This is a genomic window from Citrobacter sp. wls718 (assembly GCF_005280945.1).
In the GTDB taxonomy this organism is placed as follows: domain Bacteria; phylum Pseudomonadota; class Gammaproteobacteria; order Enterobacterales; family Enterobacteriaceae; genus Citrobacter; species Citrobacter gillenii.
The window spans coordinates 50,805-75,105 of the sequence record NZ_SZWV01000106.1 but is presented as its reverse complement, the minus strand read 5'-3'; the positions used below and the strand labels follow the sequence as shown (position 1 = coordinate 75,105).

Below are 24,301 nucleotides of genomic sequence, written 5' to 3'. Positions count from 1 at the left end.
CTGTGCCCGTTGTATCCTGAATGTGATTGAGAAGGCGCTATGACATCATCTCTGCCCTCCGGGCAAACGTCATTATTGTTACAGATGACACAGCGCCTCGCGCTGTCTGACGCGCATTTTCGTCGGATATGTCAATTAATCTACCAGCGCGCGGGTATCGTGCTGGCCGACCACAAGCGGGACATGGTGTATAACCGCCTGGTGCGTCGCTTGCGTACCCTGGAGTTGGACGACTTTGGTCGCTATCTCAGCATGCTGGAAGCCAACCAGAACAGCGCTGAGTGGCAGGCGTTTATTAACTCCCTGACCACCAACCTGACCGCTTTTTTCCGCGAAGGACATCATTTTCCGGTGCTGACTGATCACGCGCGTCGATGCAGCGGCGAATACCGTGTCTGGAGCGCCGCGGCCTCTACCGGTGAAGAACCCTACAGTATCGCGATCACGCTGGCAGATACGTTGGGTATGGCACCTGGACGCTGGCGCGTTTTTGCCAGCGATATTGATACCGAAGTGCTGGAAAAAGCCAGAAACGGCATTTACCGCCTCGATGAACTGAAAACGCTGTCGCCACAACAGTTACAGCGTTATTTCATGCGTGGTACCGGACCGCATGAAGGACTGGTGCGTGTGCGTCAGGAACTGGCGAGCCATGTTGAATTCTCCAGCGTGAATTTACTGGATAAAAAATACAACGTGCCCGGTCCGTTCGACGCCATATTTTGTCGTAACGTCATGATCTATTTTGATAAAACGACGCAGCAGGACATTTTGCACCGTTATGTTCCACTCCTGAAGCCGGATGGGCTGTTGTTTGCCGGTCACTCAGAAAACTTTAGCAACCTCGTGCGCGAGTTTAGCCTGCGCGGACAAACGGTGTATGCGCATGCGCCGGGTAAGGATAAATCATGAGTAAAATCAGGGTTTTGTCGGTCGACGATTCCGCATTGATGCGTCAAATCATGACTGAAATTATTAACAGCCACAGCGATATGGAGATGGTCGCGACGGCACCCGATCCGCTGGTTGCGCGGGATTTGATCAAAAAATTTAATCCTGATGTCCTGACGCTGGATGTGGAAATGCCGCGTATGGACGGCCTCGATTTTCTTGAGAAGTTGATGCGATTACGTCCGATGCCGGTGGTGATGGTCTCTTCTCTGACCGGAAAAGGCTCTGAAGTCACGCTGCGGGCGCTGGAGTTGGGGGCGATTGATTTCGTCACCAAACCGCAACTGGGGATCCGCGAAGGGATGCTGGCCTACAGCGAGATGATTGCCGAGAAAGTGCGTACGGCATCCCGCGCGCGTCTGGCGGCGCATAAACCAATTGCCGCGCCGAAGACGCTGAAAGCGGTGCCGTTGCTCAGTTCTGAAAAACTGATCGCTATTGGCGCGTCGACCGGGGGAACGGAGGCGATACGCCATGTGCTACAGCCGCTACCGCTTTCCAGTCCGGCGGTCATCATCACCCAACATATGCCTCCAGGTTTTACTCGCTCATTTGCCGAGCGCCTGAACAAACTGTGTCAGATCAGCGTGAAAGAGGCGGAAGACGGCGAACGTGTATTGCCGGGACATGCGTATATCGCCCCTGGTGACAAACATATGGAGTTGGCTCGCAGCGGGGCGAACTATGTGATCAAAATTCATGATGGGCCGCCGGTTAACCGGCATCGGCCTTCTGTGGATGTGCTGTTTCATTCGGTGGCAAAACAGGCGGGGCGCAATGCTGTGGGCGTGATCCTCACAGGCATGGGCAACGATGGTGCCGCCGGAATGTTAGCGATGCACCAGGCAGGCGCCTGGACCATTGCGCAAAACGAAGCAAGTTGTGTGGTGTTCGGCATGCCGCGCGAGGCCATCAATATGGGTGGTGTGAGCGAAGTGGTCGATCTTAGCCAGGTAAGCCAGCAGATGCTGGCGAAAATCAGTGCCGGACAGGCAATACGTATTTAATGAGGAGCAGTATTTTATGGCGGATAAAGAGCTGAGATTTCTGGTTGTGGATGACTTTTCCACCATGCGTCGCATCGTGCGCAACCTGTTAAAGGAGCTGGGATTCAACAATGTTGAAGAAGCCGAAGACGGTGTGGATGCCCTGAATAAGCTGCAGGCAGGGGGATTTGGTTTTGTCATTTCTGACTGGAACATGCCAAACATGGACGGACTGGAATTGCTGAAAACCATTCGTGCCGACGGCGGTATGTCTTCTCTGCCGGTGCTGATGGTGACCGCGGAGGCGAAGAAAGAGAACATTATTGCCGCCGCGCAAGCCGGTGCCAGTGGTTACGTGGTGAAGCCTTTCACGGCGGCGACGTTGGAAGAGAAACTCAATAAAATCTTTGAGAAACTGGGCATGTGAGGGTGTGATGATGATGATGCAACCACAAATTAAACCTGTTGATGAACATTCAGCAGGGGATATCATCGCGCGCATCGGTAGTCTGACCCGAATGCTGCGCGACAGCCTGCGTGAACTGGGGCTGGATCAGGCCATTGCTGAAGCGGCGGAAGCGATCCCGGATGCGCGCGATCGTCTGGATTACGTTGTGCAGATGACCGCACAGGCAGCAGAGCGTGCGCTGAACAGCGTTGAAGCCTCGCAGCCACACCAGGACGCAATGGAAAAAGGGGCCAAAACCCTGAGTAAACGCTGGGACGAATGGTTCGAGAATCCGATTGAACTGTCTGATGCCCGTGAACTGGTGACCGACACCCGTCAGTTCCTCGGTGATGTCCCTGGACACACCAGTTTTACCAATGCTCAGCTGCTCGACATTATGATGGCGCAGGATTTCCAGGACCTTACCGGCCAGGTTATCAAGCGCATGATGGACGTTATTCAGGAAATTGAGCGCCAGCTGTTAATGGTGCTGCTGGAGAACATTCCTGAGCAGGGCGCCCGTCCAAAACGTGAAAACGAAAGTTTGCTGAACGGCCCGCAGGTTGATACCTCGAAAGCCGGCGTTGTGGCAAGTCAGGATCAGGTTGACGACCTGCTGGACAGTCTCGGGTTCTGACTCGTGCAGGCCGGATGTAGGGGCAACCGCTTCTCTTCCGGTCTGCATACTCTCTACCGTCTGTAGGGGTTAACGTCATAAACCCCGTCTTTTTTACCGCTTACTCTCGCCATTGCTGTGTCGCTGTTCTGGCATCATTCTCGCCTGTGTCTCTATCCAGGGTCTGATGCGTGGCAGAAGAAAGCGACGACGACAAAACAGAAGCCCCCACACCCCACCGACTTGAAAAAGCGCGGGAAGATGGGCAGATCCCCCGTTCCAAAGAGCTGACCTCACTGCTTATTTTGCTGGTGGGCGTGTGCATTATCTGGATCGGCGGGGAGTCGCTGGCCCGCAGATTGGCGGGTATGCTGTCGGCCGGGCTACGTTTTGACCACAGTATGGTCAACGACCCTAATCTGATCCTCAGCCAAATCATTCTGCTGATTAAAGACGCCATGATTGCGCTGTTACCGCTGATTACTGGTGTGGTGCTGGTGGCATTGATCTCGCCGGTGATGTTGGGCGGTTTGATCTTCAGCGGTAAATCGCTGCAACCCAAATTTTCGAAGCTGAATCCGCTGCCGGGTATCAAGCGCATGTTTTCTGCGCAAACCGGTGCTGAACTGCTGAAAGCCATCCTGAAATCTACGCTGGTTGGCAGCGTGGCTGGATTCTATCTCTGGCACAAGTGGCCGGAGATGATGCGGTTGATGGCCGAATCGCCGATTACTGCAATGGGTAATGCCCTTGATTTAGTTGGCATGTGTGCGCTGCTGGTGGTGCTCGGGGTGATCCCGATGGTGGGGTTTGACGTTTTTTTCCAAATTTACAGCCATGTGAAAAAGCTGCGCATGTCACGCCAGGATATCCGCGATGAATATAAACAAAGCGAAGGTGACCCGCACGTTAAGGGCAAAATTCGCCAGATGCAGCGTGCGGTAGCGCAGCGACGCATGATGGCGGATGTGCCGAAAGCCGACGTCATTGTGACTAACCCCACACACTATTCGGTCGCCTTGCAATATGACGAAAACAAAATGAGTGCGCCACGCGTCGTCGCCAAAGGGGCGGGGCTGGTCGCGTTGCGTATTCGCGAAATTGGCGCGGAACATCGAGTCCCAACCTTAGAAGCACCACCGCTGGCCCGTGCGTTATATCGCCATGCTGAGATTGGTCAGCAAATACCCGGCCAGCTGTATGCTGCCGTCGCAGAAGTGCTGGCGTGGGTATGGCAATTAAAACGCTGGCGTCTGGCGGGCGGCAAGCCGCCACCGCAACCTGGAAACCTTCCGGTGCCTGAAGCACTGGATTTTATGAACGAGAAGAATACTGATGGCTAATCTGGTCGCGATGCTGCGCCTGCCCGGCAACCTGAAATCCACACAATGGCAGATTCTTGCCGGGCCGATCCTCATCCTGCTTATCTTGTCGATGATGGTGCTGCCGCTGCCAGCGTTCATCCTTGATTTACTGTTTACCTTTAATATTGCGTTGTCGATCATGGTGTTGCTGGTGGCGATGTTCACCCAGCGCACGCTCGAATTCGCTGCCTTCCCGACCATTTTGCTGTTCACCACATTATTACGCCTGGCGTTGAACGTTGCCTCGACGCGTATTATTTTGATGGAAGGGCATACCGGTTCGGCGGCGGCGGGGAAGGTGGTTGAAGCGTTTGGTCACTTCCTGGTGGGCGGTAACTTTGCCATCGGTATCGTGGTTTTCGTCATTCTTGTCATCATCAACTTTATGGTTATCACCAAAGGTGCCGGTCGTATTGCCGAAGTTGGCGCACGCTTTGTGCTGGACGGTATGCCCGGTAAACAGATGGCGATTGATGCCGATCTCAATGCCGGACTGATTGGGGAAGATGAAGCCAAAAAACGTCGTTCAGAAGTGACCCAGGAAGCTGATTTTTACGGCTCTATGGACGGTGCGAGTAAATTCGTTCGCGGGGACGCCGTTGCCGGTATTCTGATCATGGTGATTAACGTGGTTGGCGGCCTGCTGGTAGGCGTATTACAACACGGTATGAGTATGGGCAGTGCGGCTGAAAGCTACACCTTGCTGACCATCGGTGACGGTCTGGTCGCCCAAATCCCGGCGCTGGTTATCTCCACCGCGGCGGGCGTTATCGTGACGCGCGTCAGTACCGATCAGGATGTCGGCGAACAGATGGTCACCCAGCTGTTCAGTAACCCCAGCGTGATGGTGCTCAGTGCGGCGGTGCTAGGTTTACTGGGCCTGGTACCAGGCATGCCAAACCTGGTATTTCTGATGTTTACCGCAGCGCTATTGGGTTTGGCCTGGTGGTTGCGCGGTCGCGAGACAAAAGCCCCTGCGGAACCTCAGTCGATCAAAATGCCGGAAAATAATGCGGTGGTGGAAGCGACCTGGAACGATGTCCAACTGGAAGACTCGCTGGGAATGGAAGTGGGGTATCGCCTGATCCCAATGGTGGATTTTCAGCAAGATGGCGAGTTGCTGGGACGAATTCGCAGTATTCGTAAGAAATTTGCCCAGGATATGGGCTTCCTGCCGCCGGTGGTGCACATCCGCGACAATATGGATCTGCAGCCTGCGCGCTATCGCATCCTGATGAAAGGGGTAGAAATTGGCAGCGGGGATGCCTATCCGGGACGCTGGCTGGCCATCAACCCTGGTACGGCAGCGGGATCGCTGCCGGGTGAGAAAACGGTTGATCCGGCTTTTGGTCTGGACGCTATCTGGATTGAAAGTGCGCTAAAAGAACAGGCGCAAATCCAGGGCTTCACGGTGGTGGAAGCCAGTACCGTCGTCGCCACGCATCTGAATCACTTGATTGGCCAGTTTGCCGCCGAACTGTTTGGACGTCAGGAGGCGCAACAATTGCTGGACCGCGTGTCGCAGGAAATGCCGAAACTGACTGAGGATCTGGTGCCTGGCGTGGTGACGCTGACCACGCTACATAAAGTGTTGCAGAATTTATTGGATGAAAAAGTGCCGATTCGCGATATGCGCACCATCCTCGAAACGCTGGCTGAGCATGCGCCGCTGCAAAACGATCCGCATGAACTCACTGCCGTGGTCCGCGTGGCGTTGGGAAGGGCGATTACCCAGCAATGGTTCCCGGGGAACGACGAAGTTCAGGTTATTGGTCTGGATACGCCACTTGAGCGCTTGCTGCTGCAGGCCCTACAAGGGGGCGGCGGCCTGGAGCCGGGGCTGGCAGACCGACTGTTGGCGCAAACTCAGGAAGCGTTATCGCGCCAGGAAATGTTGGGCGCGCCGCCGGTGCTGTTGGTTAATCATGCATTGAGGCCTCTGCTGGCGCGTTTTTTACGCCGCAGCATACCGCAGCTGGTGGTGTTGTCGAACATGGAGCTTTCCGATAACCGCCATATCCGCATGACCGCGACCATCGGAGGTAAATAATGCGTAAGTTTCTGTGGCTGTTATTGTTTCCTCTGGCAGTGCAGGCCGCCGGAGAAGGCGCCTGGCAGGCTAGTGGCATGGGCATTACGTTAAATCACCGCGGGCAGTCTGCCTCGTCTGCGCCTTTGGTTCCCGGCCAGCCCGTCTCGGGGTTGATGACGCTGGTAGCCTGGCGCTATGAGCTGAATGGCCCTACGCCTGCGGGGCTGCGGGTACGTTTATGTTCGCAGTCGCGCTGCGTTGAGCTGGACGGGCAAAGCGGCACCACTCACGGATTTAATAACGTACCTGCCGTGGAGCCGATGCATTTTGTCTGGGAGGTGCCCGGCGGCGGTCGCCTGATCCCGGCCTTACAGGTGCAAAGTAATCAGGTCATCGTCAACTACCGTTAATTCTCTCTTCTTCATCGCAGCTGGCAGATGAAACTGCTGGCTGTCTCGCACTTTTTGACCCGCCACTTTGATTTAAAAGAAACGCTGTTTTATAAAATAGGTGACTTACGTTGCCGGACTCTTTGTGCTGTTGCCATTTCGCGATTATCCCTGGCAGAAATAAAAAGGTTTCCCTTGCGGTTAACTTTTACTGTGGCCGTGTAAGGACGTCCTGCATCGAAGTGAGGATTGCGGGGCCTCCCAATAATGTGCAGGGGTAACGGCAATGAGAACACGTAAAATTGGGTTGGTAAATTATTTTGCCTATGGGGCAGGTGACTTTTTAGGCGCAGGGACCACGGCGCTGACCGCCGCATGGTTGCTCTATTTCTACACCACTTTTTGTGGCCTGACGCCTATTGAGGCGACGTTTATTTTTGCAACGGCCAGGGTGCTGGATGCGGTGGTTAGCCCATTAATGGGCTTTTTAACGGATAATTTTGGATCGACCTGGCTTGGTAAACGCTTTGGCCGACGTAAGTTTTTTATTCTGCTGGGGATTCCCTGTGTCTTTAGCTACTCCCTGATGTGGGTCGGCGACATGGGATTCTGGTACTACCTGCTGACCTACCTGGTGTTTGATGTGGTTTACACCATGATTCTGGTGCCCTATGAAACGCTGGTACCGGAAATGACCGATGATTTTAAACAGAAAACCAAGTTTTCTGGCGCGCGTATTTCTATGGCCCAGATGTCAGCCATACTGGCCTCGTTCTTACCTGGCGTACTGTTGACGCTGTTTGGTAAACACAATCCTGTTTCATTTTTCTATGCCAGCCTGGTGTTTTCGGTGCTGTGCGCGCTGATGCTGACCTTTGTGTGGTTTTTTACCTGGGAACGCCCGCGTGAAGAATGGACCGAAGCGGCACTTCGCGCTGAAGAAGAGAAGAAAAGCCTGACCTTTCGTCAGAGCATGAGTCGTCTTTTCACTGAGCTAAGTTCGACGCTGCGCATCCGCATTTTCCGTCAACATTTGGGCATGTATCTTGGTGGTTATATCGCGCAGGACGTGTTCAACGCGGTCTTTACCTACTATGTGGTGTTTGTGTTGATGCAGGAAGCCTCTATGGCGTCGAACCTGCTGGGCACCATGGCTATCTTCCAGTTTATTGCGGTTATCGCCATGATCCCGCTGTGCATTCGCTTTGGACCGGCCCCGTCTTACCGGATGGTGGTGGTGCTGTTTGGCCTGAGTTCTCTCTCTTATGCGGTGTTGTATTACGCCGGGCTGAGTGATGTGTACGCCTTATTGCTGCTGGTTTCCGCCGTTGCGGGCCTGGGACGTGGTGGCATCAATTATGTTCCGTGGAATACCTACACCTATATCGCGGATGTCGACGAGGTGATCACAGGCCAGCGTCGGGAAGGGATCTTTGCCGGCATCATGACCTTAACGCGCAAAGCCTCGCAGGCGGGGGCCGTCATGCTGGTCGGCATTGTTATGCAGTTATCGGGTTTTGTCTCCGGGCAGAGTGAACAACCTGCTGCGGTCAGCCATACCATTCTGTTCATTCTGAGCTGCGGTACGTTGATTGTACTGGCGCTGGGATTCCTGGTGTCTCTGCGTTTCAAATTGAATCTGCAAACACATAGCACCTTGCGTGAAGAGACCGCAAAAATGCGTGAGTCCGGGCGCCCCATGCCAGAAGGGCTTACCCCTGAAGGACGTGCAACGGTAGAGATGCTGTCAGGCATGCCGTATGAATCACTTTGGGGTAACAACAATATTGGTTACCTGAATCGTAATAAACCTGCTGCGCCATCACTGCAACATGGCTCAGCATTGAATTCGACATTGCACAGAGGTTAAGTAAATGATTGTTTATCCGGTTAAACACAGCCCGTTGTTACGTCAGCCTGAACATTTTATTGCCAGAGATGAGTTAAAAACGCTCATCAAGAAGGTGACGCATAATCTGGTCAATATTCATGATGAGAGCGGTGAGTTCTTGCTGCGACTGGACGACGGACGCGTTATTGACACCAAAGGGTGGGCTGGATGGGAGTGGACGCACGGCGTCGGCCTGTACGGGATGTACCAGTATTACCAGCAAACCGGTGATGAAACGATGCGCGATATCATCGATGGCTGGTTTGCCGACCGCTTTGCAGAAGGCGCGACGACTAAAAACGTCAATACCATGGCGCCGTTTCTGACGCTGGCGTATCGCTATGAAGAAACGCGCAATCCGGCGTATCTGCCGTGGCTTGATTCCTGGGCTGAGTGGGCGATGCACGACATGCCGCGTACCGATTTTGGTGGTATGCAGCACATCACGCTGGCGGAAGAGAATCATCAGCAGATGTGGGACGACACGTTGATGATGACGGTGTTACCGCTGGCGAAGATTGGCAAACTGCTCAACCGCCCCGAGTACGTTGAAGAGGCGACGTATCAGTTCCTGTTACATGTGCAAAACCTGATGGATAAAGAAACCAGTCTGTGGTTCCACGGCTGGAGCTATGAGGGAAATCATAACTTTGCCAACGCCCGCTGGGCGCGCGGTAACAGCTGGCTAACTATTGTTATTCCGGAGTTCCTCGAACTGGTCGATTTACCGGAGAATAATGCCGTTCGTCGCTATCTGGTACAGGTACTGAATGCGCAAATTGCGGCCCTGGCGAAGTGTCAGGATGAGAGTGGTCTGTGGCACACGTTGCTGGACGATCCGCATTCTTACCTTGAAGCGTCAGCCACCGCCGGATTTGCTTATGGGATTTTGAAAGCGGTGCGTAAGCGTTATGTCGGGCAGGAATATGCGGCGGTAGCAGAACTCGCCATCAAAGGCATTGTGCAGCATATCTCACCAGAAGGGGAGCTGCTGCAAACCTCATTTGGTACCGGAATGGGGCACAATCTCGAGTTCTATCGCAACATTCCGCTGACCTCCATGCCTTACGGCCAGGCGATGGCGATGCTGTGTCTCACCGAATACTTGCGTAAGTATTTTTAATATCGGTGTCCGACGGCGCTGTCGCTGTCGGCGCTGTTTGTTGAGTTACCTCTGTTTGTGCGGTGTTGTCCTGCGGCACAAACAGATGATCCATAATTTGTCGCATAACCGGCGCGGCGGTAATGCCGTCGCTGCCGCCGTTTTCCAGAATCAACGCCACGGCGACTTTCGGGTTTTTGTAGGGTGCAAATGCGGTGTAGAACACGTGGTCACGCAGGCGGATGGGGATCATCTTCGCATTGTAAGTCTGGTTTTCTTTCAGGCTGAAAACCTGTGAGGTTCCGCTTTTCGCCGCAATTCCGTAAGGTGCAGTATGGAAAAATTTATAACCTGTCCCGTTCGGCGCATTGGCCATGCCAAACATCGCCTCGCGTACCAGTCCCCAATAGGGCGAGGAGGGAGAGGCAATCTGTGACGGTACCGTGGCGGCATGATAAGGCGTAACAGATTTACCACTCTCTTCAGCCTGCAACAGGTGAGGGGCAATCACTTTCCCGTTGTTAATCAGTGCCACCATTGCTTTCACCATCTGGATTGGCGTGGCGATCCAGTATCCCTGACCGATACCAACCGAAATGGTGTCTCCCTGATACCAGGCTTTTTTATGCACCCGTTGTTTCCAGTCGCGGCTCGGTAACAGCCCGTTGTACTCTTCATCAAGATCGATGCCGGTGGGTTTACCGTAACCAAACTGGCTAAGCATGCTGTTGATTCGGTCAATGCCCATCATATACGCCACCTGATAGAAGAACGTATCAGCGGACTCTTCAATTGCTTTGGTCACGTCCAACATGCCATGACCGGTTTTTTTCCAGTCGCGATAATGTCGCTCAGTGCCGGGCAATGTCCATGTTGGCGCGCCAAAGAAGCTGGTCTGCGGGGTGATAACGCCATTGAGCAATGCTGACATCGCCATGTACGGCTTGACCGTGGAAGCGGGAGGGTACAAACCTTGCGTGACGCGGTTAATCAACGGCAGGTCTTTATCCTGCAGCAGCGTGTTGTAGTCCTGGTAGCTGATACCTTTGACGAACGGATTCGGATCATAGCTGGGGTTAGAGACCATCGCCAGCACCGAGCCATCGTGCGGATCTTCAACCAGTACTGCGGCGCGCTGACCGACCAGCAGGCTCTCTATATATTCCTGTAAGTGTAAATCCAGCGTCAGGTGGATGTCCTTTCCGGCAACAGGCGGTACATCTTTTATCAGGCGTACGATGCGTCCGTGGTTATCGACTTCGACTTCTTGATAACCCGTTTTGCCGTGCAGATCGTTTTCGTAATAGTGTTCGATCCCCTGCTTGCCAATGTTGTGATCGGCGGCGTAGTTTTCTGCCAGCCCCTTTTTATCCAACGCTTTCAGGTCGCTGTCATTGATTTTAGAGACATAGCCGAGCACATGCGCCAACTCTGCGCCATACGGATATTGGCGATCTTCATAGCTATTGATGGTGACGCCGCTGAAATGAAACTGATTAACCGAGAAACGGGCGATCTCCACGTCGGTCAGCGCATTTTTGAGCACCACCGGGCGATAGCGACTACTGGATTTCAGATCGTGGCGAAACTGGTCAATCTCATCAGGGGTCAGGTCAACAATAGGCGTTAGCTGCTTTAGCAAGGCATCCATATCGTTGATTTTATAAGGAGTGACAGAAATATCGTACCAGGTGACGTTGCGCACCAGCGGGATACCGTTGCGATCGTAAATGATGCCGCGCGTTGGGGCAACCGGCAACATTTTGATGTCATTGGCATTTGAGCGGGTGGTGTAATACTGATGCTCGCGAATTTGTAAGTTGTAGAGGTTATAAATCAGGATGCCAAAACAGATGACCACCAGGCCAAAGGCCACTATTACCCGTCGCTGAAAGAGTTTCTCTTCCGCCTCAAAATCTCTGAATGTCATGGACCCACACCTGATTAATTCGCCGCCTAATGATACGGAGGTGTAAATGGGATAACAGGTAAAAGATGTTCCATCCCTCTACGGAAATGTGTCATTCCTTGTGAGTTGTAACAAATTACAGTGAACGTAGCTGTTTCTCGTAGGCCTGATGGCGCTTCGCTTATCAGACCTACGAGGGCGATCATTCGGGAAAATAAAAAAGCCCGCGACATAGCGCGGGCTTTCACATCACTCGTGGTGATTACATACGTTCTACGGTTTCGATACCCAGCGTATCCAGACCCAGCTTCAGCGTTTTCGCCGTCAACTGTGCCAGCTTCAGGCGGCTGTTACGAATCTCTTCGCTCTCGGCGCTGAGGATTGGGCAATGTTCGTAGAAACCAGAGAACAAACCGGCAAGATCGTATAGATAGGCGCACATCACGTGCGGTGTACCTTCACGTGCAACGACGGTGAGCGTTTCTTCAAACTGCAGCAGACGCGCCGCCAGTTGGGCTTCACGATCTTCACTGATGATGACCTTCGCGCTGGCCAGCGCACTTTCGTCGATATCTGCCTTACGGAACACGGACAGTACGCGGGTGTAGGCATACTGCATGTACGGTGCGGTATTGCCTTCGAAGGCCAGCATATTATCCCAGTCGAAGATGTAATCCGTGGTACGGTTTTTCGACAGATCTGCATACTTCACGGCGCCGATACCGACCGCATTCGCCAGTTTTTCCAGCTCGTCGGCAGGCATGTCCGGGTTCTTCTCTGCCACCAGACGACGTGCACGTTCCAGCGCTTCATCTAACAGATCGGCCAGTTTAACCGTGCCACCCGCGCGGGTCTTGAACGGTTTACCGTCTTTGCCGAGCATCATGCCGAACATGTGGTGTTCCAGCGGTACGGAATCCGGCACGTAACCGGCTTTACGCACGATGGTCCATGCCTGCATTAAATGCTGATGCTGGCGGGAGTCGATGTAATACAGCACGCGATCGGCATGCAGTGTTTCGTAACGGTACTTGGCGCAGGCGATATCAGTGGTAGTGTACAGATAACCACCATCTTTCTTCTGGATGATAACGCCCATCGGTTCGCCTTCCTTGTTTTTATACTCATCAAGGAATACGACAGTCGCGCCTTCGCTTTCAACGGCCAGGCCTTTGGCTTTGAGATCCGCAACAATGCCTGGCAGCATCGGGTTGTACAGGCTTTCACCCATCACGTCGTCGCGGGTCAGCGTCACGTTCAGACGATCGTAGGTTAACTGGTTCTGGGACATGGTAATGTCGACCAGTTTGCGCCACATTTCGCGGAAGTAAGCATCACCACCCTGCAACTTCACCACGTAGCTACGTGCGCGCTCGGCGAATTCTTCATCTTCGTCGTAATGTTTTTTCGCGTCACGATAGAAACCTTCAAGGTCAGCCAGCGCCATTTCACCCGCGTTTTCCTGCTGCTGCTTTTCCAGCCACGCGATGAGCATACCGAACTGGGTTCCCCAGTCGCCAACGTGGTTTGCGCGGATGACTTTATGGCCGAGAAACTCCAGCGTACGGACAGCCGCATCACCGATGATAGTGGAACGCAGGTGGCCTACGTGCATCTCTTTCGCCACGTTTGGCGCAGAGTAGTCAACAACAACGGTTTGCTTTTCTGGCTGTGCAACGCCCAGACGATCGGAGGCCAGCGCCTGCTGCACGTGCTGCGCCAGGAATGCTGGATCGAGGAAAATATTGATAAAGCCCGGGCCCGCAATTTCAACCTTGCTGGCAATCCCGTTGAGATCCAGATGAGTCAGCACCTGTTCTGCCAGTTGTCGCGGCGCCATACCCAGTTTTTTAGCGACTGCCATCATGCCGTTGGCCTGATAGTCGCCGAACTGTACTTTTGCTGACTGACGAACCTGAGGTTCGCAATCTGCAGGCGCACCTGCAGCAATCATGGCCTGACGGACTTTTTCTGAGAGAAGAGCCTGAATATTCACCGGAATACCTTACATTTATGAAGCGCTTTACTATACACCGCGCCAGATTAAGAATTTAGGCCGGGAGTATACTGCAAATGCCCGTTGCCGTCAGCATTGTGCGTGCCGCGCGCGGCCTAAAATAGACGCAGTGCAATGACGCATAATCACTCATTTTGTCCCTGAAAAAATCAGCGGTTGGATGGTACTGCGCAACAGAGTAAATTAGCGGCTTTGAACATGGATATGAGCTTTCAATATGGCGAACTGGCAAACCGTTGCAGAACTGCATGATATTTCCGCAGATTTAGGGCATTTCACTCAGGCGTTAACTGAACTTTCCACCCGTCTGGGTTTGAATATTGCTCCGCTTGAAGCCGATCACATCTCTCTGCGCTGTCATCAAAACACTACCGCAGAGCGCTGGCGTCGCGGGTTTGAACAGTGCGGCCGACTGTTGTCGGAAAATATCATCAATGGCAGACCGATTTGCCTGTTCAAACTGGATGAGCCGGTGTGCGTGGCGCACTGGCAGTTTTCTATTGTGGAGTTGCCGTGGCCGGGTGAAAAACGCTACCCACATGAGGGTTGGGAGCATATTGAGATTGTTCTGCCGGGCGAGCCGGAAACGTTGAATGCGCGAGCGCTGGCGTTGCTTTCTGATGAAGGATTGAGTCAGCCGGGTATCTTTGTGAAAACCAGTTCACCACAAGGCGAGCGTGAGCGGTTACCGAACCCGACGCTGGCGGTCAGCGACGGCAGCGTGACTATCAAGTTTCATCCATGGTCAATTGAAACGATTGTGGCAAGCGAGCAACAGGAGTAACCATGGCACTGCTGGAAATCTGCTGTTACAGCATGGAGTGTGCGCTGACGGCACAAAAAAATGGCGCGGATCGTATTGAACTGTGTTCGGCACCCAAAGAAGGGGGCTTAACCCCATCACTGGGTGTATTACGTACCGTTCGTCAGCATATTGATATTCCCGTCAATCCGATTATCCGCCCGCGCGGCGGGGATTTTTGCTATACCGACGGTGAATTCGCGGCCATGCTGGATGATATCGCCATGGTCAGAGATCTCGGATTCTCCGGGCTGGTAACCGGGTTATTAGATGTTGATGGCAACGTCGATATGTCGCGCATGGAAAAAATTATGCGGGCAGCCGGTACGCTAAATGTCACGTTTCATCGGGCCTTTGATATGTGTGCCAACCCCTTAAATGCGCTGAAAAGTTTATCTGATTTGGGTGTCGCCAGAGTGCTGACTTCCGGGCAAAAATCAGATGCTGCGCAAGGTTTAACAAAAATAATGGAACTTATTGCACAGCCCGGTGCTCCAATCATTATGGCCGGAGCGGGGGTTCGCGCTGCGAATTTGTCTCTATTCCTCGACGCCGGTGTGCAGGAAGTCCACAGTTCTGCCGGAGTATGGCTGGCTTCTCCCATGCGTTATCGCAATGCGGGGTTGTCGATGTCTTCGGATGCGCAAGCGGATGAATATTCCCGCTATGCGGTAGACGGGGCGGCGGTTGCTGAAATGAAAGCGATTATTGCGCACCATCGGGCCAGCTGATTTTTACCGTTGCATCATGTCGCCCAATATGATGCTTGCTCGTACCAGGCCCCTGCAATTACAGGGGCCTTTTTTTATCCTTTTATGCCTGATGGCGGCGATGCCTTATCAGGCCTACGGGAGTTGTAGGCCCGGTAAGCGTAGCGCCACCGGGCAATCCATCACGGCTTACGCGCAATCAAGACCGCGCGCAGCGGGGCAGGGTACCCTTCTACCGTTTTACTGCTGTCGTTCGGGTCGAGGAAATCAGCCAGCGATTCGGTAATCATCCACTCGGTGCGGCGCTGTTCTTCGGTAGTGGTCACACACACGTCGGCAATGCGGACATCAACAAAACCGCACTTCTCCAGCCAGTTTTTCAACGCCAGAGCAGACGGAATAAAGTAGACGTTGCGCATTTGTGCGTAGCGGTCACCCGGCACCAGCACGGTATTTTCGTCCCCTTCAACCACCAGCGTTTCCAGTACCAGTTCACCGTCTTGTACCAGTTGATCTTTCAACTGCCAGAGATGTTCCAGCGGAGAACGACGGTGATAGAGCACGCCCATTGAGAAAACGGTATCAAACGCGTTCAACGCCGGAAGCTGTTCAATACCCAGCGGCAGCAGATGCGCGCGCTGGTCGTTGCCCAGCAGTTTTCGCACCGCTTCGAACTGACACAGGAATAACTGGGTCGGATCAATCCCAACGGCCAGGTGCGCGCCTGCACCGATCATGCGCCACATGTGATACCCGCTGCCGCAGCCGACATCCAGGATCGTCCGTCCGGTCAGGTCGGATAAATGCGGCAGAACGCGATCCCATTTCCAGTCAGAACGCCATTCGGTGTCGATATTGACGCCATACAGTGAGTATGGCCCTTTACGCCACGGCATCAAATTGCGCATTAACGTATCAATGCGTTTAAGCTGACCGTCGCTGAGCGGCTCTTCGCTTTCAGCGGTGACACTGTGCAGCAAGTCCAGACGGTGCGGTGTCAGTTCAGGCAAAAACTCTACCGCGTTCGACCACTGCTTAAACAGGCCGTGCTGATCGCGCTGCCAGCTCGCAATTTGCGCCGGGAGCGTTTCCAGCCAATGAGAAAGATGATTTTTGGCAATCAGCTGATAAAAGTTACCAAAGTCGATCATGCCGCAACCTCAGCTTTTAGTGCCACCAGAGAACCAAAGTTAAAGCACTGGAACCACAGTTCGCTGTGTTCAAAACCAGCCTGATGCAGGCGCGCTTTATGGGTTTCGACCGAGTCGGTCAGCATGACGTTTTCCAGCATGCTGCGCTTTTGGCTGATTTCCAGTTCGCTGTAGCCATTTGCCCGCTTGAAATCGTGGTGCATGTTGAACAACAGCTCACCCACTTTTGCATCTTCGAAACTGAATTTCTCCGACAGCACCAGCGCGCCGCCAGGATTCAGCCCCTGATAAATCTTATCCAACAATGCCTGGCGCTCCGCTGGCTCAAGGAATTGCAGGGTAAAATTCAGCACCACCATTGAGGCGTTTTCAATAGTAATGTTGCGAATATCCCCTTCGACAACCTCGACCGGAATAGGGGCTTTATAGGCGTCAATATGGCGGCGGCAGCGTTCAACCATGGCCGGGGAGTTGTCGACGGCAATAATTTTACAATTGTCATGCTGAATACTGCGACGCACCGAGAGCGTCGCGGCGCCCAATGAACAGCCCAGATCGTAGACCTGCGTGTTGGGTTGCACGAAACGTTCGGCCAGCATACCAATCATCGAAATGATGTTGGAGTAGCCGGGAACGGAACGCTGGATCATATCCGGGAAGACTTCAGCTACCCGTTCATCAAAGGTCCAGTCACCCAGACTGGCGATAGGCGCAGAAAAAAGCGTGTCGCGGTGAGACATAACGTAAAAATCCGGGAAAAATAAAGTGGCGTATTGTGCGCTAATGCAGGGAGAAAACCAACTCCCAGGGCATATACCAGAGATTCGCCAGCACCATTAGCACCAGCGAGCACCAGGTGGCGCTCATGCCGGAACGACGCCAGCGGAACAGACGGTGGTGGAATCCGTAATAATGCATCAGCCGACCAGCAATTAACATCAGCCCGCAAATATGCACCATCCACGTTTCCGCGCCGTTCATTTCCATAAATAACAGCAACACTAATGCGACGGGGATATATTCCACCGCATTACCGTGAATGCGAATCGCACTTTGTAGTTCGCTAAAACCGCCGTCGCCATAAGCCACGCGATACTGCATACGCAGGCGGACAACGTCAAAGGAGAACTTAATCAACAATAACGCACCCAGTACGGCATATAGCGCGCTTACCATACAAACTCCCTTTTAAAATGGCTGCTGGCATTGACTATGATAGGTGGCATTTTCAGAAAAGAGAAGATTGCTGTGGAATAGACGGTGCTGATCCGATCTCTGGCAGAGCGCTGCGTAAATCTGCCCATAGCGTATCTACAAGCTCCGGGGCCTGCGCGATGTCTGGCGTATGTAAAAACAGATAGGGTGTGGTGGTCTGCTTCCAGAGAGACAGTTTGGCCAGCCATACGTTAAATAACGTTCGGTTTTGCTCCATATTATCGCTGCCGATAAAGCGCACCATGGGATTGTTCGCGGTAACCACTGCATGGACCGGAACTTTCGGTTTTTTGCGCTGCGCATCGCGAATCGCTTCACTGTGAGGAACCGCGGCGTGTACCGGCCGACTATCTAAAATTACCCGATTGACCCCTCGCTCGTGTAAGCCGCGATTGAACCATTTCTCGTCTTCACCTTTGGTAAAAAATTCAGGATGGCGAACTTCCACCCCGTAGGTAAACGATGCGGGTAACGCATCGAGAAACGCCCACAGAGCAGGGAGATCGCGAGGAGAAAAGGTGGCGGGTAGCTGCAACCAATATTGCCCGATTCGCGCTTCCAGCGGTGACATGCGGGTGAAAAATTCTTGCACCAAATCATCACAGTTTCGCAGTGCAGCTTGATGCGAAATGGTCGCCGGAAACTTAAAGCAGAAGCGAAAGTCATCGGTAGTCTGCGCCTGCCAGCGCATAACAATCTCGGCTTTTGGCAGCGCGTAGAGTGTGGTATTGCCCTCAACACAGTTAAAGTGGCGGGCATACTCTTCAAGGCTGGTGATCCCCAGGCGCACCCATTTCGGATGCGACCACTGCGGCAGGCCGATATAGATCATAACGCTTGCAGGATCTCGTCCACGCTGCGCACGCGTGCAATGCGCGGGAAGATATGCGTCATGCTGCCCTGATGCTGATCGGCACTGGCTGCGCTACAGGCATTTTCGGCAATCACCAGGTTAAAACCCAGTTCCCAGGCATTACGCGCCGTTGACTCAACGCCGATGTTGGTGGAGATCCCGCATAACACGATAGTGTCAACGCCCCGGCGGCGCAGTTGGAGTTCGAGGTCGGTGCCGTAAAAGGCACCCCACTGGCGTTTGATCACTTCGATGTCACTGGCGTTTTTGCCCAGCGCTGTCGGATAGTCCCACCAGTTTGCAGGGAGTGCTTTAGCCGGTGTCTGGGCATCTACCGGCTGTTTCAGGGCTTCTGCGTAGTCGTCAGACCAGCCAACGCGAACCATCACTACCGGTGAACCGTGAGCTCGGAATTGTGCCGCAAGGCGTGCGGCGTGGGTTACCACGTCGCTTGCCGAATGGGGGCCGCCGGCGAAGGGCAGGATCCCTTCCTGTAGGTCAATCACGACAAGGGCGGTGGTTTTAGCGTTCAGTTCCAGCATGGTGACTCCAGTCAAAAAAGAATTCCGTTACACCTTAATCGCGATTGTGTGTGAAAGGGGCGACAATTTTTGTTATTTTTTGTGAGATTACGCAATACCCGCGTAGGAAACACGCGTACAGTCAGTACCGGACTTATCGTGCGGCAGAATTTCCAGTATAATAGCCGCCTTTTTTCATTCAGTTGTGACATTCAGCTAAAGCTGCGACTTCGTCATCTGCAAGGCAGGTGACAATCCGCCTGCGGCAAAGTTAAGGGATATCTCATGCGTACAGAATATTGCGGACAGCTACGTCTGTCCCACGAGGGGCAGCAGGTGACTCTGTGTGGTTGGGTCAACCGTCGTCGTGATCTTGGTAGCCTGATCTTCATCGATATGCGCGACCGCGAAGGTATCGTGCAGGTATTTTTCGATCCGGACCGTGCGGACGCGTTAAAGCTGGCCTCCGAACTGCGTAATGAGTTCTGCATCCAGGTTACGGGCACCGTGCGTGCGCGTGACGCGAAAAACGTCAACGCCGACATGGCGACCGGCGAAATTGAAGTACTGGCGTCCGATCTGACCATTATCAACCGTTCAGATTCGCTGCCGCTGGACTCTAACCACGTTAACACCGAAGAAGCACGTCTGAAGTATCGCTATCTGGACCTGCGTCGTCCGGAAATGGCGCAGCGTCTGAAAACTCGTGCCAAAATCACCAGTCTGGTGCGTCGTTTTATGGACGATCATGGCTTCCTCGACATCGAAACGCCGATGCTGACCAAAGCGACCCCGGAAGGCGCACGTGACTATCTGGTGCCTTCCCGCGTCCATAAAGGCAAATTCTACGCCCTGCCGCAGTCTCCGCAGCTGTTCAAGCAGCTGCTGATGATGTCTGGCTTTGATCGTTACTATCAGATCGTAAAATGCTTCCGTGACGAAGACTTACGCGCTGACCGTCAGCCTGAATTTACCCAGATCGATGTTGAGACCTCCTTCATGACCGCACCGCAGGTGCGCGAAGTGATGGAAGCGTTAGTGCGTACTCTGTGGCTGGAAGTAAAAGGTGTGGATCTGGGTGATTTCCCGATCATGACCTTTGCGGAAGCCGAACGTCGCTACGGCTCTGATAAACCGGACCTGCGTAACCCGATGGAGCTGGTTGACGTTGCTGACCTGCTGAAGTCCGTTGATTTCGCCGTCTTCTCCGGCCCGGCTAACGATGCCAAAGGTCGCGTGGCTGCGCTGCGTGTACCGGGTGGAGCAAGCTTAAGCCGTAAGCAGATCGACGATTACGGTAATTTTATCAAGATCTACGGCGCGAAAGGCCTGGCTTACATTAAGGTCACCGAACGTGCGAAAGGTCTGGAAGGGGTAACCAGCCCAGTTGCTAAGTTCCTGAATGCCGATATCGTTGACGCGATTCTTGAGCGCACCGGCGCACAAGATGGCGACATGATTTTCTTCGGCGCAGACAACAAGAAAGTGGTTGCTGACTCAATGGGCGCACTGCGTCTGAAACTGGGTAAAGATCTGAGCCTGACCGACGAAACCAAATGGGCGCCGCTGTGGGTTATCGACTTCCCAATGTTTGAAGACGACGGTGAAGGTGGCCTGACCGCGATGCACCATCCGTTTACCGCGCCGAAAGACATGACGGCCGCTGAGCTGAAAGCCGCGCCGGAAGAGGCCGTTGCCAATGCGTACGATATGGTCATCAACGGTTACGAAGTGGGCGGCGGTTCCGTGCGTATCCATAACGGCGACATGCAGCAAACCGTGTTTGGTATTCTGGGTATTAACGAGCAAGAACAGCGTGAGAAGTTCGGCTTCCTGCTGGACGCGCTGAAATACGGTACTCCGCCGCACGCGGGCCTGGCGTTTGGTCTGGATCGTCTGACCATGCTGCTGACCGGTACCGATAACATTCGTGACGTTATTGCCTTCCCGAAAACCACGGCTGCTGCGTGCCTGATGACCGAAGCGCCAAGTTTTGCCAACGACGCTGCCCTGGCGGAACTGAGCATTCAGGTTGTGAAGAAGGCCGAGAATAACTGATATGACATACAAACAGCCTGTCTCGGTGTTAGTCGTGATTTATGCAAAGGACACCGGAAGAGTGCTGATGTTACAGCGACGCGACGATCCTGATTTCTGGCAGTCGGTCACCGGCAGCCTTGAAGAGGGTGAAACCGCGTCGCAAGCCGCCATGCGCGAAGTAAAGGAAGAGGTCACCATTGACGTTGCCCGCGAGCAACTGACCTTAATTGACTGTCAGCGCACGGTGGAGTTCGAGATTTTTAGCCATTTACGACATCGCTACGCACCGGGAATCGAACGGAATACGGAATCCTGGTTTTGCCTGGCACTCCCCTCGGAACGAGAGATCGTGTTCACTGAACATCTGACCTATCGTTGGGTTGATGCGGCGGAAGCTGCACAGTTAACCAAATCGTGGAGTAACCGGCAGGCGATTGAAGAATTTGTAATTAACGTCGCCTGAGAAGGCGCGCTTTTTGGAGATATTATTTATGGCAGGTCATAGTAAATGGGCCAACACCAGACACCGTAAAGCAGCGCAGGATTCCAAGCGCGGCAAGATCTTCACCAAAATCATTCGCGAGCTGGTTACGGCCGCTAAGCTTGGTGGTGGCGATCCGGACGCGAACCCGCGTCTGCGTGCGGCTGTCGATAAAGCGCTGTCCAACAACATGACGCGTGACACCCTGAACCGTGCCATCGCGCGCGGTGTGGGCGGTGACGAAGACGCAAACATGGAAACCATCATTTATGAAGGTTACGGTCCTGGCGGGACAGCGGTCATGATTGAATGCCTGTCTGACAACCGTAACCGTACTGTTGCGGAAGTGCGCCATGCGTTCACTAAAACTGGTGGTAACCTGGGCACTGACGGTTCAGTTGCGTACCTGTTTAGCAAAAAAGGTGTTATCTCCTTTGAGCAAGGCGACGAAGACACCATCATGGAAGCCGCGCTGGAAGCCGGTGCTGAAGACGTTGTGACCTATGATGACGGTGCGATTGACGTCTACACCGCATGGGAAGATATGGGCAAAGTGCGTGATGCACTGGAAGTCGCTGGTCTGAAAGCGGACAGCGCTGAAGTTACGATGATCCCGTCCACCAAAGCGGACATGGATGCAGAAACAGCACCGAAGCTGATGCGTCTGATCGATATGCTGGAAGACTGCGATGACGTGCAGGAAGTTTACCACAACGGCGAAATCTCCGATGAGGTTGCTGCTACGTTAGAATGACGTGGTTGAGCGGTAAAATAACAGGAGATGCGTGATGTCCATTATTCTCGGCATTGACCCGGGCTCGCGCATCACCGGCTATGGCGTGATCCGCCAGGTCGGTCGACAGTTGACCTATCTGGGCAGTGGATGTATTCGTACCAAAGTAGATGATTTACCGTCGCGCCTGAAGCTAATTTATGCCGGCGTGTCGGAAATCATTACCCAGTTTCAGCCAGACTACTTTGCCATTGAGCAAGTATTTATGGCAAAAAACGCCGATTCGGCGCTTAAGCTGGGGCAGGCGCGCGGCGTGGCGATTGTTGCTGCCGTAAACCAGGACCTTCCGGTGTTTGAATATGCGGCACGTCAGGTGAAGCAAACCGTCGTCGGGATAGGCAGTGCGGAGAAAAGTCAGGTGCAGCACATGGTGCGCACATTGCTAAAACTCCCGGCAAATCCCCAGGCCGATGCCGCGGATGCGCTGGCCATCGCCATTACCCACTGCCACGTCAGTCAGAACGCCATGCAAATGAGCGATACCCGGCTGAATTTAGCGCGTGGTCGACTACGTTAATGACAAATGAGGCTGGATATCTATCCAGCCTTTTTTTATGATAGCGCATTACCTTTTTAGCCCTTAGCGCAGGAGCGTCACGTGATAGGCAGACTCAGAGGCATCATTCTCGAAAAACAACCCCCGTTGGTTCTTCTGGAAACGGGTGGCGTAGGCTATGAAGTGCATATGCCGATGACCTGTTTTTACGAGCTGCCGGAAGCCGGGCAGGAAGCGATTGTTTTCACCCATTTTGTGGTGCGTGAAGATGCGCAACTGCTGTACGGGTTTAACAACAAGCAGGAACGCACGCTGTTTAAAGAGCTGATTAAAACCAACGGCGTTGGACCGAAGCTGGCGCTTGCGATCCTCTCCGGCATGTCGGCGCAGCAGTTCGTTAACGCGGTTGAACGCGAAGAGCTCGGGGCGCTGGTGAAACTGCCGGGTATCGGTAAGAAAACCGCTGAACGCCTGATTGTTGAAATGAAAGACCGCTTTAAAGGCTTACATGGCGATCTGTTCACACCGGCGGCGGATCTGGTGCTGACGTCACCTGCGGGTCCGGTAACGGATGACGCCGAACAGGAAGCGGTTGCTGCGCTGGTGGCGCTGGGCTATAAACCACAGGAAGCCAGCCGCATGGTGAGCAAAATAGCCCGCCCTGATGCCAGCAGTGAAACCCTGATTCGTGAAGCGCTCCGCGCTGCATTGTGAGGTAAAGGATGATTGAAGCAGACCGCCTGATTTCAGCTGCCAGCACGATACCTGAAGACATTGTGGATCGTGCGATCCGCCCCAAGTTGCTCGATGAGTATATCGGTCAGCCTCAGGTCCGTTCGCAAATGGAGATTTTTATCCAGGCGGCGAAGTTGCGCGGTGATGCCCTCGACCACCTGCTGATCTTTGGTCCTCCGGGTCTTGGAAAAACCACGCTTGCCAATATTGTCGCCAATGAAATGGGCGTAAACCTGCGTACCACCTCCGGCCCGGTGCTGGAAAAAGCGGGCGATTTGGCGGCAATGCTGACGAACCTCGAGCCGCACGACGTGCTGTTTATCGATGAGATCCATCGCTTATCGCCGGTCGTGGAAGAGGTATTGTATCCGGCGATGGAAGACTATCAGCTGGATATCATGATCGGCGAAGGGCCTGCTGCACGCTCGATCAAGATTGACCTGCCGCCGTTTACGCTGATTGGCGCGACAACCCGTGCCGGGTCGTTAACCTCTCCGCTGCGTGACCGTTTTGGTATCGTGCAGCGACTGGAGTTTTATCAGGTTGCCGATCTTCAGCATATTGTAGGGCGCAGTGCGCGTTATATGGGGCTGGAGATGAGCGAGGAGGGCGCGCTGGAAGTTGCTCGCCGTGCGCGCGGAACGCCGCGTATTGCCAACCGTCTGCTGCGTCGCGTGCGTGACTTCGCCGAGGTGAAGCATGATGGCACTATCTCGGCAGACATTGCCGCCCAGGCGCTGGATATGCTCAATGTGGACGCTGAAGGGTTCGATTACATGGACCGTAAGCTGCTGCTGGC

At 53.7% G+C, this 24,301-nt stretch carries 24 protein-coding genes; 17 read left to right on the top strand and 7 right to left on the bottom strand.

The annotated features are described in order from the left end of the window. The first annotated feature begins 39 nt into the window (after nucleotides 1–39). The 9 genes from cheR to FDW95_RS20985 all read left to right on the top strand — a co-directional run bounded on the left by cheR (nucleotide 40) and on the right by FDW95_RS20985 (nucleotide 9,800). Nucleotides 40–912, top strand: coding sequence for a protein-glutamate O-methyltransferase CheR (cheR, locus tag FDW95_RS21025; protein ID WP_115258788.1), 873 nt, complete (start codon nucleotides 40–42; stop codon nucleotides 910–912). Next, nucleotides 909–1,958 carry a protein-glutamate methylesterase/protein glutamine deamidase gene (cheB, locus tag FDW95_RS21020; protein ID WP_115258787.1) on the top strand — a complete coding sequence of 350 codons (1,050 nt, stop codon included), beginning with the start codon at nucleotides 909–911 and terminating at the stop codon, nucleotides 1,956–1,958. The genes cheR and cheB overlap by 4 nt, the downstream gene beginning before the upstream one ends. A gap of 16 nt (nucleotides 1,959–1,974) precedes the next feature. After that, nucleotides 1,975–2,364 (top strand): chemotaxis response regulator CheY, encoded by a 390-nt coding sequence (gene cheY / locus FDW95_RS21015; protein WP_045444172.1) that lies wholly within the window; start codon nucleotides 1,975–1,977, stop codon nucleotides 2,362–2,364. Between the two features lie 13 nt (nucleotides 2,365–2,377). Further along, entirely contained in the window at nucleotides 2,378–3,022 is a 645-nt protein-coding gene (gene cheZ, locus FDW95_RS21010) for a protein phosphatase CheZ (RefSeq protein WP_096759429.1), read from the top strand. 170 nt (nucleotides 3,023–3,192) lie between these two features. Beyond that, the gene (flhB, locus tag FDW95_RS21005) at nucleotides 3,193–4,344 is read left to right on the top strand and encodes a flagellar biosynthesis protein FlhB (RefSeq protein WP_115258786.1); all 1,152 of its coding nucleotides are present in this window, start codon (nucleotides 3,193–3,195) and stop codon (nucleotides 4,342–4,344) included. Then, the gene (gene flhA / locus FDW95_RS21000; RefSeq protein ID WP_115258785.1) at nucleotides 4,337–6,415 is read left to right on the top strand and encodes a flagellar biosynthesis protein FlhA; all 2,079 of its coding nucleotides are present in this window, start codon (nucleotides 4,337–4,339) and stop codon (nucleotides 6,413–6,415) included. Before flhB ends, flhA begins: the two co-directional genes overlap by 8 nt. After that, entirely contained in the window at nucleotides 6,415–6,807 is a 393-nt protein-coding gene (gene flhe / locus FDW95_RS20995; protein ID WP_115258784.1) for a flagellar protein FlhE, read from the top strand. The genes flhA and flhe overlap by 1 nt, the downstream gene beginning before the upstream one ends. Before the next feature lie 265 nt (nucleotides 6,808–7,072). Beyond that, nucleotides 7,073–8,656: an MFS transporter gene (locus tag FDW95_RS20990; RefSeq protein ID WP_096757449.1), complete on the top strand. Its 1,584-nt coding sequence runs from the start codon at nucleotides 7,073–7,075 to the stop codon at nucleotides 8,654–8,656. Nucleotides 8,657–8,660: 4 nt separating this feature from the next. Next, complete coding sequence (locus FDW95_RS20985; RefSeq protein WP_115258783.1) at nucleotides 8,661–9,800, top strand: glycoside hydrolase family 105 protein; 1,140 nt, start codon at nucleotides 8,661–8,663, stop codon at nucleotides 9,798–9,800. Here FDW95_RS20985 and mrdA read toward each other — a convergent pair. Then, nucleotides 9,772–11,709, bottom strand: coding sequence for a penicillin-binding protein 2 (gene mrdA / locus FDW95_RS20980; RefSeq protein ID WP_115258782.1), 1,938 nt, complete (start codon nucleotides 11,707–11,709; stop codon nucleotides 9,772–9,774). The two genes, FDW95_RS20985 and mrdA, sit on opposite strands and share 29 nt — an antisense overlap. Before the next feature lie 241 nt (nucleotides 11,710–11,950). Then, nucleotides 11,951–13,684: an arginine--tRNA ligase gene (argS, locus tag FDW95_RS20975; protein WP_115258780.1), complete on the bottom strand. Its 1,734-nt coding sequence runs from the start codon at nucleotides 13,682–13,684 to the stop codon at nucleotides 11,951–11,953. A 238-nt stretch (nucleotides 13,685–13,922) separates the two neighbouring features. Here argS and FDW95_RS20970 point away from each other — a divergent pair, with 238 nt between their 5' ends. Both FDW95_RS20970 and cutC read left to right on the top strand, forming a co-directional pair. Then, nucleotides 13,923–14,489, top strand: coding sequence for a VOC family protein (locus FDW95_RS20970; RefSeq protein ID WP_115258779.1), 567 nt, complete (start codon nucleotides 13,923–13,925; stop codon nucleotides 14,487–14,489). 2 nt (nucleotides 14,490–14,491) lie between these two features. Further along, a complete protein-coding gene (gene cutC / locus FDW95_RS20965; RefSeq protein WP_115258778.1) occupies nucleotides 14,492–15,238 on the top strand; it encodes a copper homeostasis protein CutC in 747 nt (248 codons plus the stop codon). A 161-nt stretch (nucleotides 15,239–15,399) separates the two neighbouring features. Here the strand turns inward: cutC and cmoB are convergent, their stop codons facing one another. From cmoB to FDW95_RS20940, 5 genes are read right to left on the bottom strand one after another with little or no spacing between them, the layout of a single operon-like run. After that, the gene (cmoB, locus tag FDW95_RS20960; protein ID WP_115258776.1) at nucleotides 15,400–16,368 is read right to left on the bottom strand and encodes a tRNA 5-methoxyuridine(34)/uridine 5-oxyacetic acid(34) synthase CmoB; all 969 of its coding nucleotides are present in this window, start codon (nucleotides 16,366–16,368) and stop codon (nucleotides 15,400–15,402) included. Beyond that, on the bottom strand, nucleotides 16,365–17,108 hold the full coding sequence (cmoA, locus tag FDW95_RS20955) for a carboxy-S-adenosyl-L-methionine synthase CmoA (RefSeq protein WP_096757441.1): 744 nt from the start codon (nucleotides 17,106–17,108) through the stop codon (nucleotides 16,365–16,367). The genes cmoB and cmoA overlap by 4 nt, the downstream gene beginning before the upstream one ends. Before the next feature lie 40 nt (nucleotides 17,109–17,148). Further along, entirely contained in the window at nucleotides 17,149–17,544 is a 396-nt protein-coding gene (locus FDW95_RS20950) for an MAPEG family protein (RefSeq protein ID WP_096757440.1), read from the bottom strand. Nucleotides 17,545–17,596: 52 nt separating this feature from the next. Then, complete coding sequence (locus FDW95_RS20945) at nucleotides 17,597–18,415, bottom strand: DUF72 domain-containing protein (protein WP_115258775.1); 819 nt, start codon at nucleotides 18,413–18,415, stop codon at nucleotides 17,597–17,599. Further along, nucleotides 18,412–18,978 (bottom strand): hydrolase, encoded by a 567-nt coding sequence (locus FDW95_RS20940; protein ID WP_115258774.1) that lies wholly within the window; start codon nucleotides 18,976–18,978, stop codon nucleotides 18,412–18,414. Before FDW95_RS20940 ends, FDW95_RS20945 begins: the two co-directional genes overlap by 4 nt. Before the next feature lie 264 nt (nucleotides 18,979–19,242). Here FDW95_RS20940 and aspS point away from each other — a divergent pair, with 264 nt between their 5' ends. From aspS to ruvB, 6 genes are all read left to right on the top strand, one after another. Then, entirely contained in the window at nucleotides 19,243–21,015 is a 1,773-nt protein-coding gene (gene aspS / locus FDW95_RS20930; protein ID WP_115258772.1) for an aspartate--tRNA ligase, read from the top strand. A 1-nt stretch (nucleotide 21,016) separates the two neighbouring features. Further along, the gene (gene nudB, locus FDW95_RS20925) at nucleotides 21,017–21,460 is read left to right on the top strand and encodes a dihydroneopterin triphosphate diphosphatase (RefSeq protein ID WP_096757436.1); all 444 of its coding nucleotides are present in this window, start codon (nucleotides 21,017–21,019) and stop codon (nucleotides 21,458–21,460) included. A gap of 28 nt (nucleotides 21,461–21,488) precedes the next feature. Further along, a complete protein-coding gene (locus FDW95_RS20920) occupies nucleotides 21,489–22,232 on the top strand; it encodes a YebC/PmpR family DNA-binding transcriptional regulator (RefSeq protein ID WP_115258771.1) in 744 nt (247 codons plus the stop codon). Between the two features lie 34 nt (nucleotides 22,233–22,266). Continuing rightward, nucleotides 22,267–22,788, top strand: coding sequence for a crossover junction endodeoxyribonuclease RuvC (gene ruvC / locus FDW95_RS20915; RefSeq protein ID WP_045444124.1), 522 nt, complete (start codon nucleotides 22,267–22,269; stop codon nucleotides 22,786–22,788). A gap of 81 nt (nucleotides 22,789–22,869) precedes the next feature. Next, nucleotides 22,870–23,481 carry a Holliday junction branch migration protein RuvA gene (gene ruvA, locus FDW95_RS20910; protein WP_096757434.1) on the top strand — a complete coding sequence of 204 codons (612 nt, stop codon included), beginning with the start codon at nucleotides 22,870–22,872 and terminating at the stop codon, nucleotides 23,479–23,481. A gap of 8 nt (nucleotides 23,482–23,489) precedes the next feature. Further along, nucleotides 23,490–24,301: Holliday junction branch migration DNA helicase RuvB (ruvB, locus tag FDW95_RS20905; RefSeq protein WP_249359273.1), on the top strand; the 812-nt coding region annotated here is incomplete at its 3' end.

What these genes read in the sequence shown, in the direction of transcription:
- cheR (WP_115258788.1), top strand. Translation starts at nt 40, where the DNA reads ATGACATCATCTCTGCCCTCCGGGCAAACGTCATTATTGTTACAGATG.
- cheB (WP_115258787.1), top strand. Translation starts at nt 909, where the DNA reads ATGAGTAAAATCAGGGTTTTGTCGGTCGACGATTCCGCATTGATGCGT.
- cheY (WP_045444172.1), top strand. Translation starts at nt 1,975, where the DNA reads ATGGCGGATAAAGAGCTGAGATTTCTGGTTGTGGATGACTTTTCCACC.
- cheZ (WP_096759429.1), top strand. Translation starts at nt 2,378, where the DNA reads ATGATGCAACCACAAATTAAACCTGTTGATGAACATTCAGCAGGGGAT.
- flhA (WP_115258785.1), top strand. Translation starts at nt 4,337, where the DNA reads ATGGCTAATCTGGTCGCGATGCTGCGCCTGCCCGGCAACCTGAAATCC.
- flhe (WP_115258784.1), top strand. Translation starts at nt 6,415, where the DNA reads ATGCGTAAGTTTCTGTGGCTGTTATTGTTTCCTCTGGCAGTGCAGGCC.
- FDW95_RS20990 (WP_096757449.1), top strand. Translation starts at nt 7,073, where the DNA reads ATGAGAACACGTAAAATTGGGTTGGTAAATTATTTTGCCTATGGGGCA.
- FDW95_RS20985 (WP_115258783.1), top strand. Translation starts at nt 8,661, where the DNA reads ATGATTGTTTATCCGGTTAAACACAGCCCGTTGTTACGTCAGCCTGAA.
- mrdA (WP_115258782.1), bottom strand. Translation starts at nt 11,709, where the DNA reads ATGACATTCAGAGATTTTGAGGCGGAAGAGAAACTCTTTCAGCGACGG.
- FDW95_RS20970 (WP_115258779.1), top strand. Translation starts at nt 13,923, where the DNA reads ATGGCGAACTGGCAAACCGTTGCAGAACTGCATGATATTTCCGCAGAT.
- cutC (WP_115258778.1), top strand. Translation starts at nt 14,492, where the DNA reads ATGGCACTGCTGGAAATCTGCTGTTACAGCATGGAGTGTGCGCTGACG.
- cmoB (WP_115258776.1), bottom strand. Translation starts at nt 16,368, where the DNA reads ATGATCGACTTTGGTAACTTTTATCAGCTGATTGCCAAAAATCATCTT.
- cmoA (WP_096757441.1), bottom strand. Translation starts at nt 17,108, where the DNA reads ATGTCTCACCGCGACACGCTTTTTTCTGCGCCTATCGCCAGTCTGGGT.
- FDW95_RS20950 (WP_096757440.1), bottom strand. Translation starts at nt 17,544, where the DNA reads ATGGTAAGCGCGCTATATGCCGTACTGGGTGCGTTATTGTTGATTAAG.
- FDW95_RS20945 (WP_115258775.1), bottom strand. Translation starts at nt 18,415, where the DNA reads ATGATCTATATCGGCCTGCCGCAGTGGTCGCATCCGAAATGGGTGCGC.
- FDW95_RS20940 (WP_115258774.1), bottom strand. Translation starts at nt 18,978, where the DNA reads ATGCTGGAACTGAACGCTAAAACCACCGCCCTTGTCGTGATTGACCTA.
- aspS (WP_115258772.1), top strand. Translation starts at nt 19,243, where the DNA reads ATGCGTACAGAATATTGCGGACAGCTACGTCTGTCCCACGAGGGGCAG.
- nudB (WP_096757436.1), top strand. Translation starts at nt 21,017, where the DNA reads ATGACATACAAACAGCCTGTCTCGGTGTTAGTCGTGATTTATGCAAAG.
- FDW95_RS20920 (WP_115258771.1), top strand. Translation starts at nt 21,489, where the DNA reads ATGGCAGGTCATAGTAAATGGGCCAACACCAGACACCGTAAAGCAGCG.
- ruvC (WP_045444124.1), top strand. Translation starts at nt 22,267, where the DNA reads ATGTCCATTATTCTCGGCATTGACCCGGGCTCGCGCATCACCGGCTAT.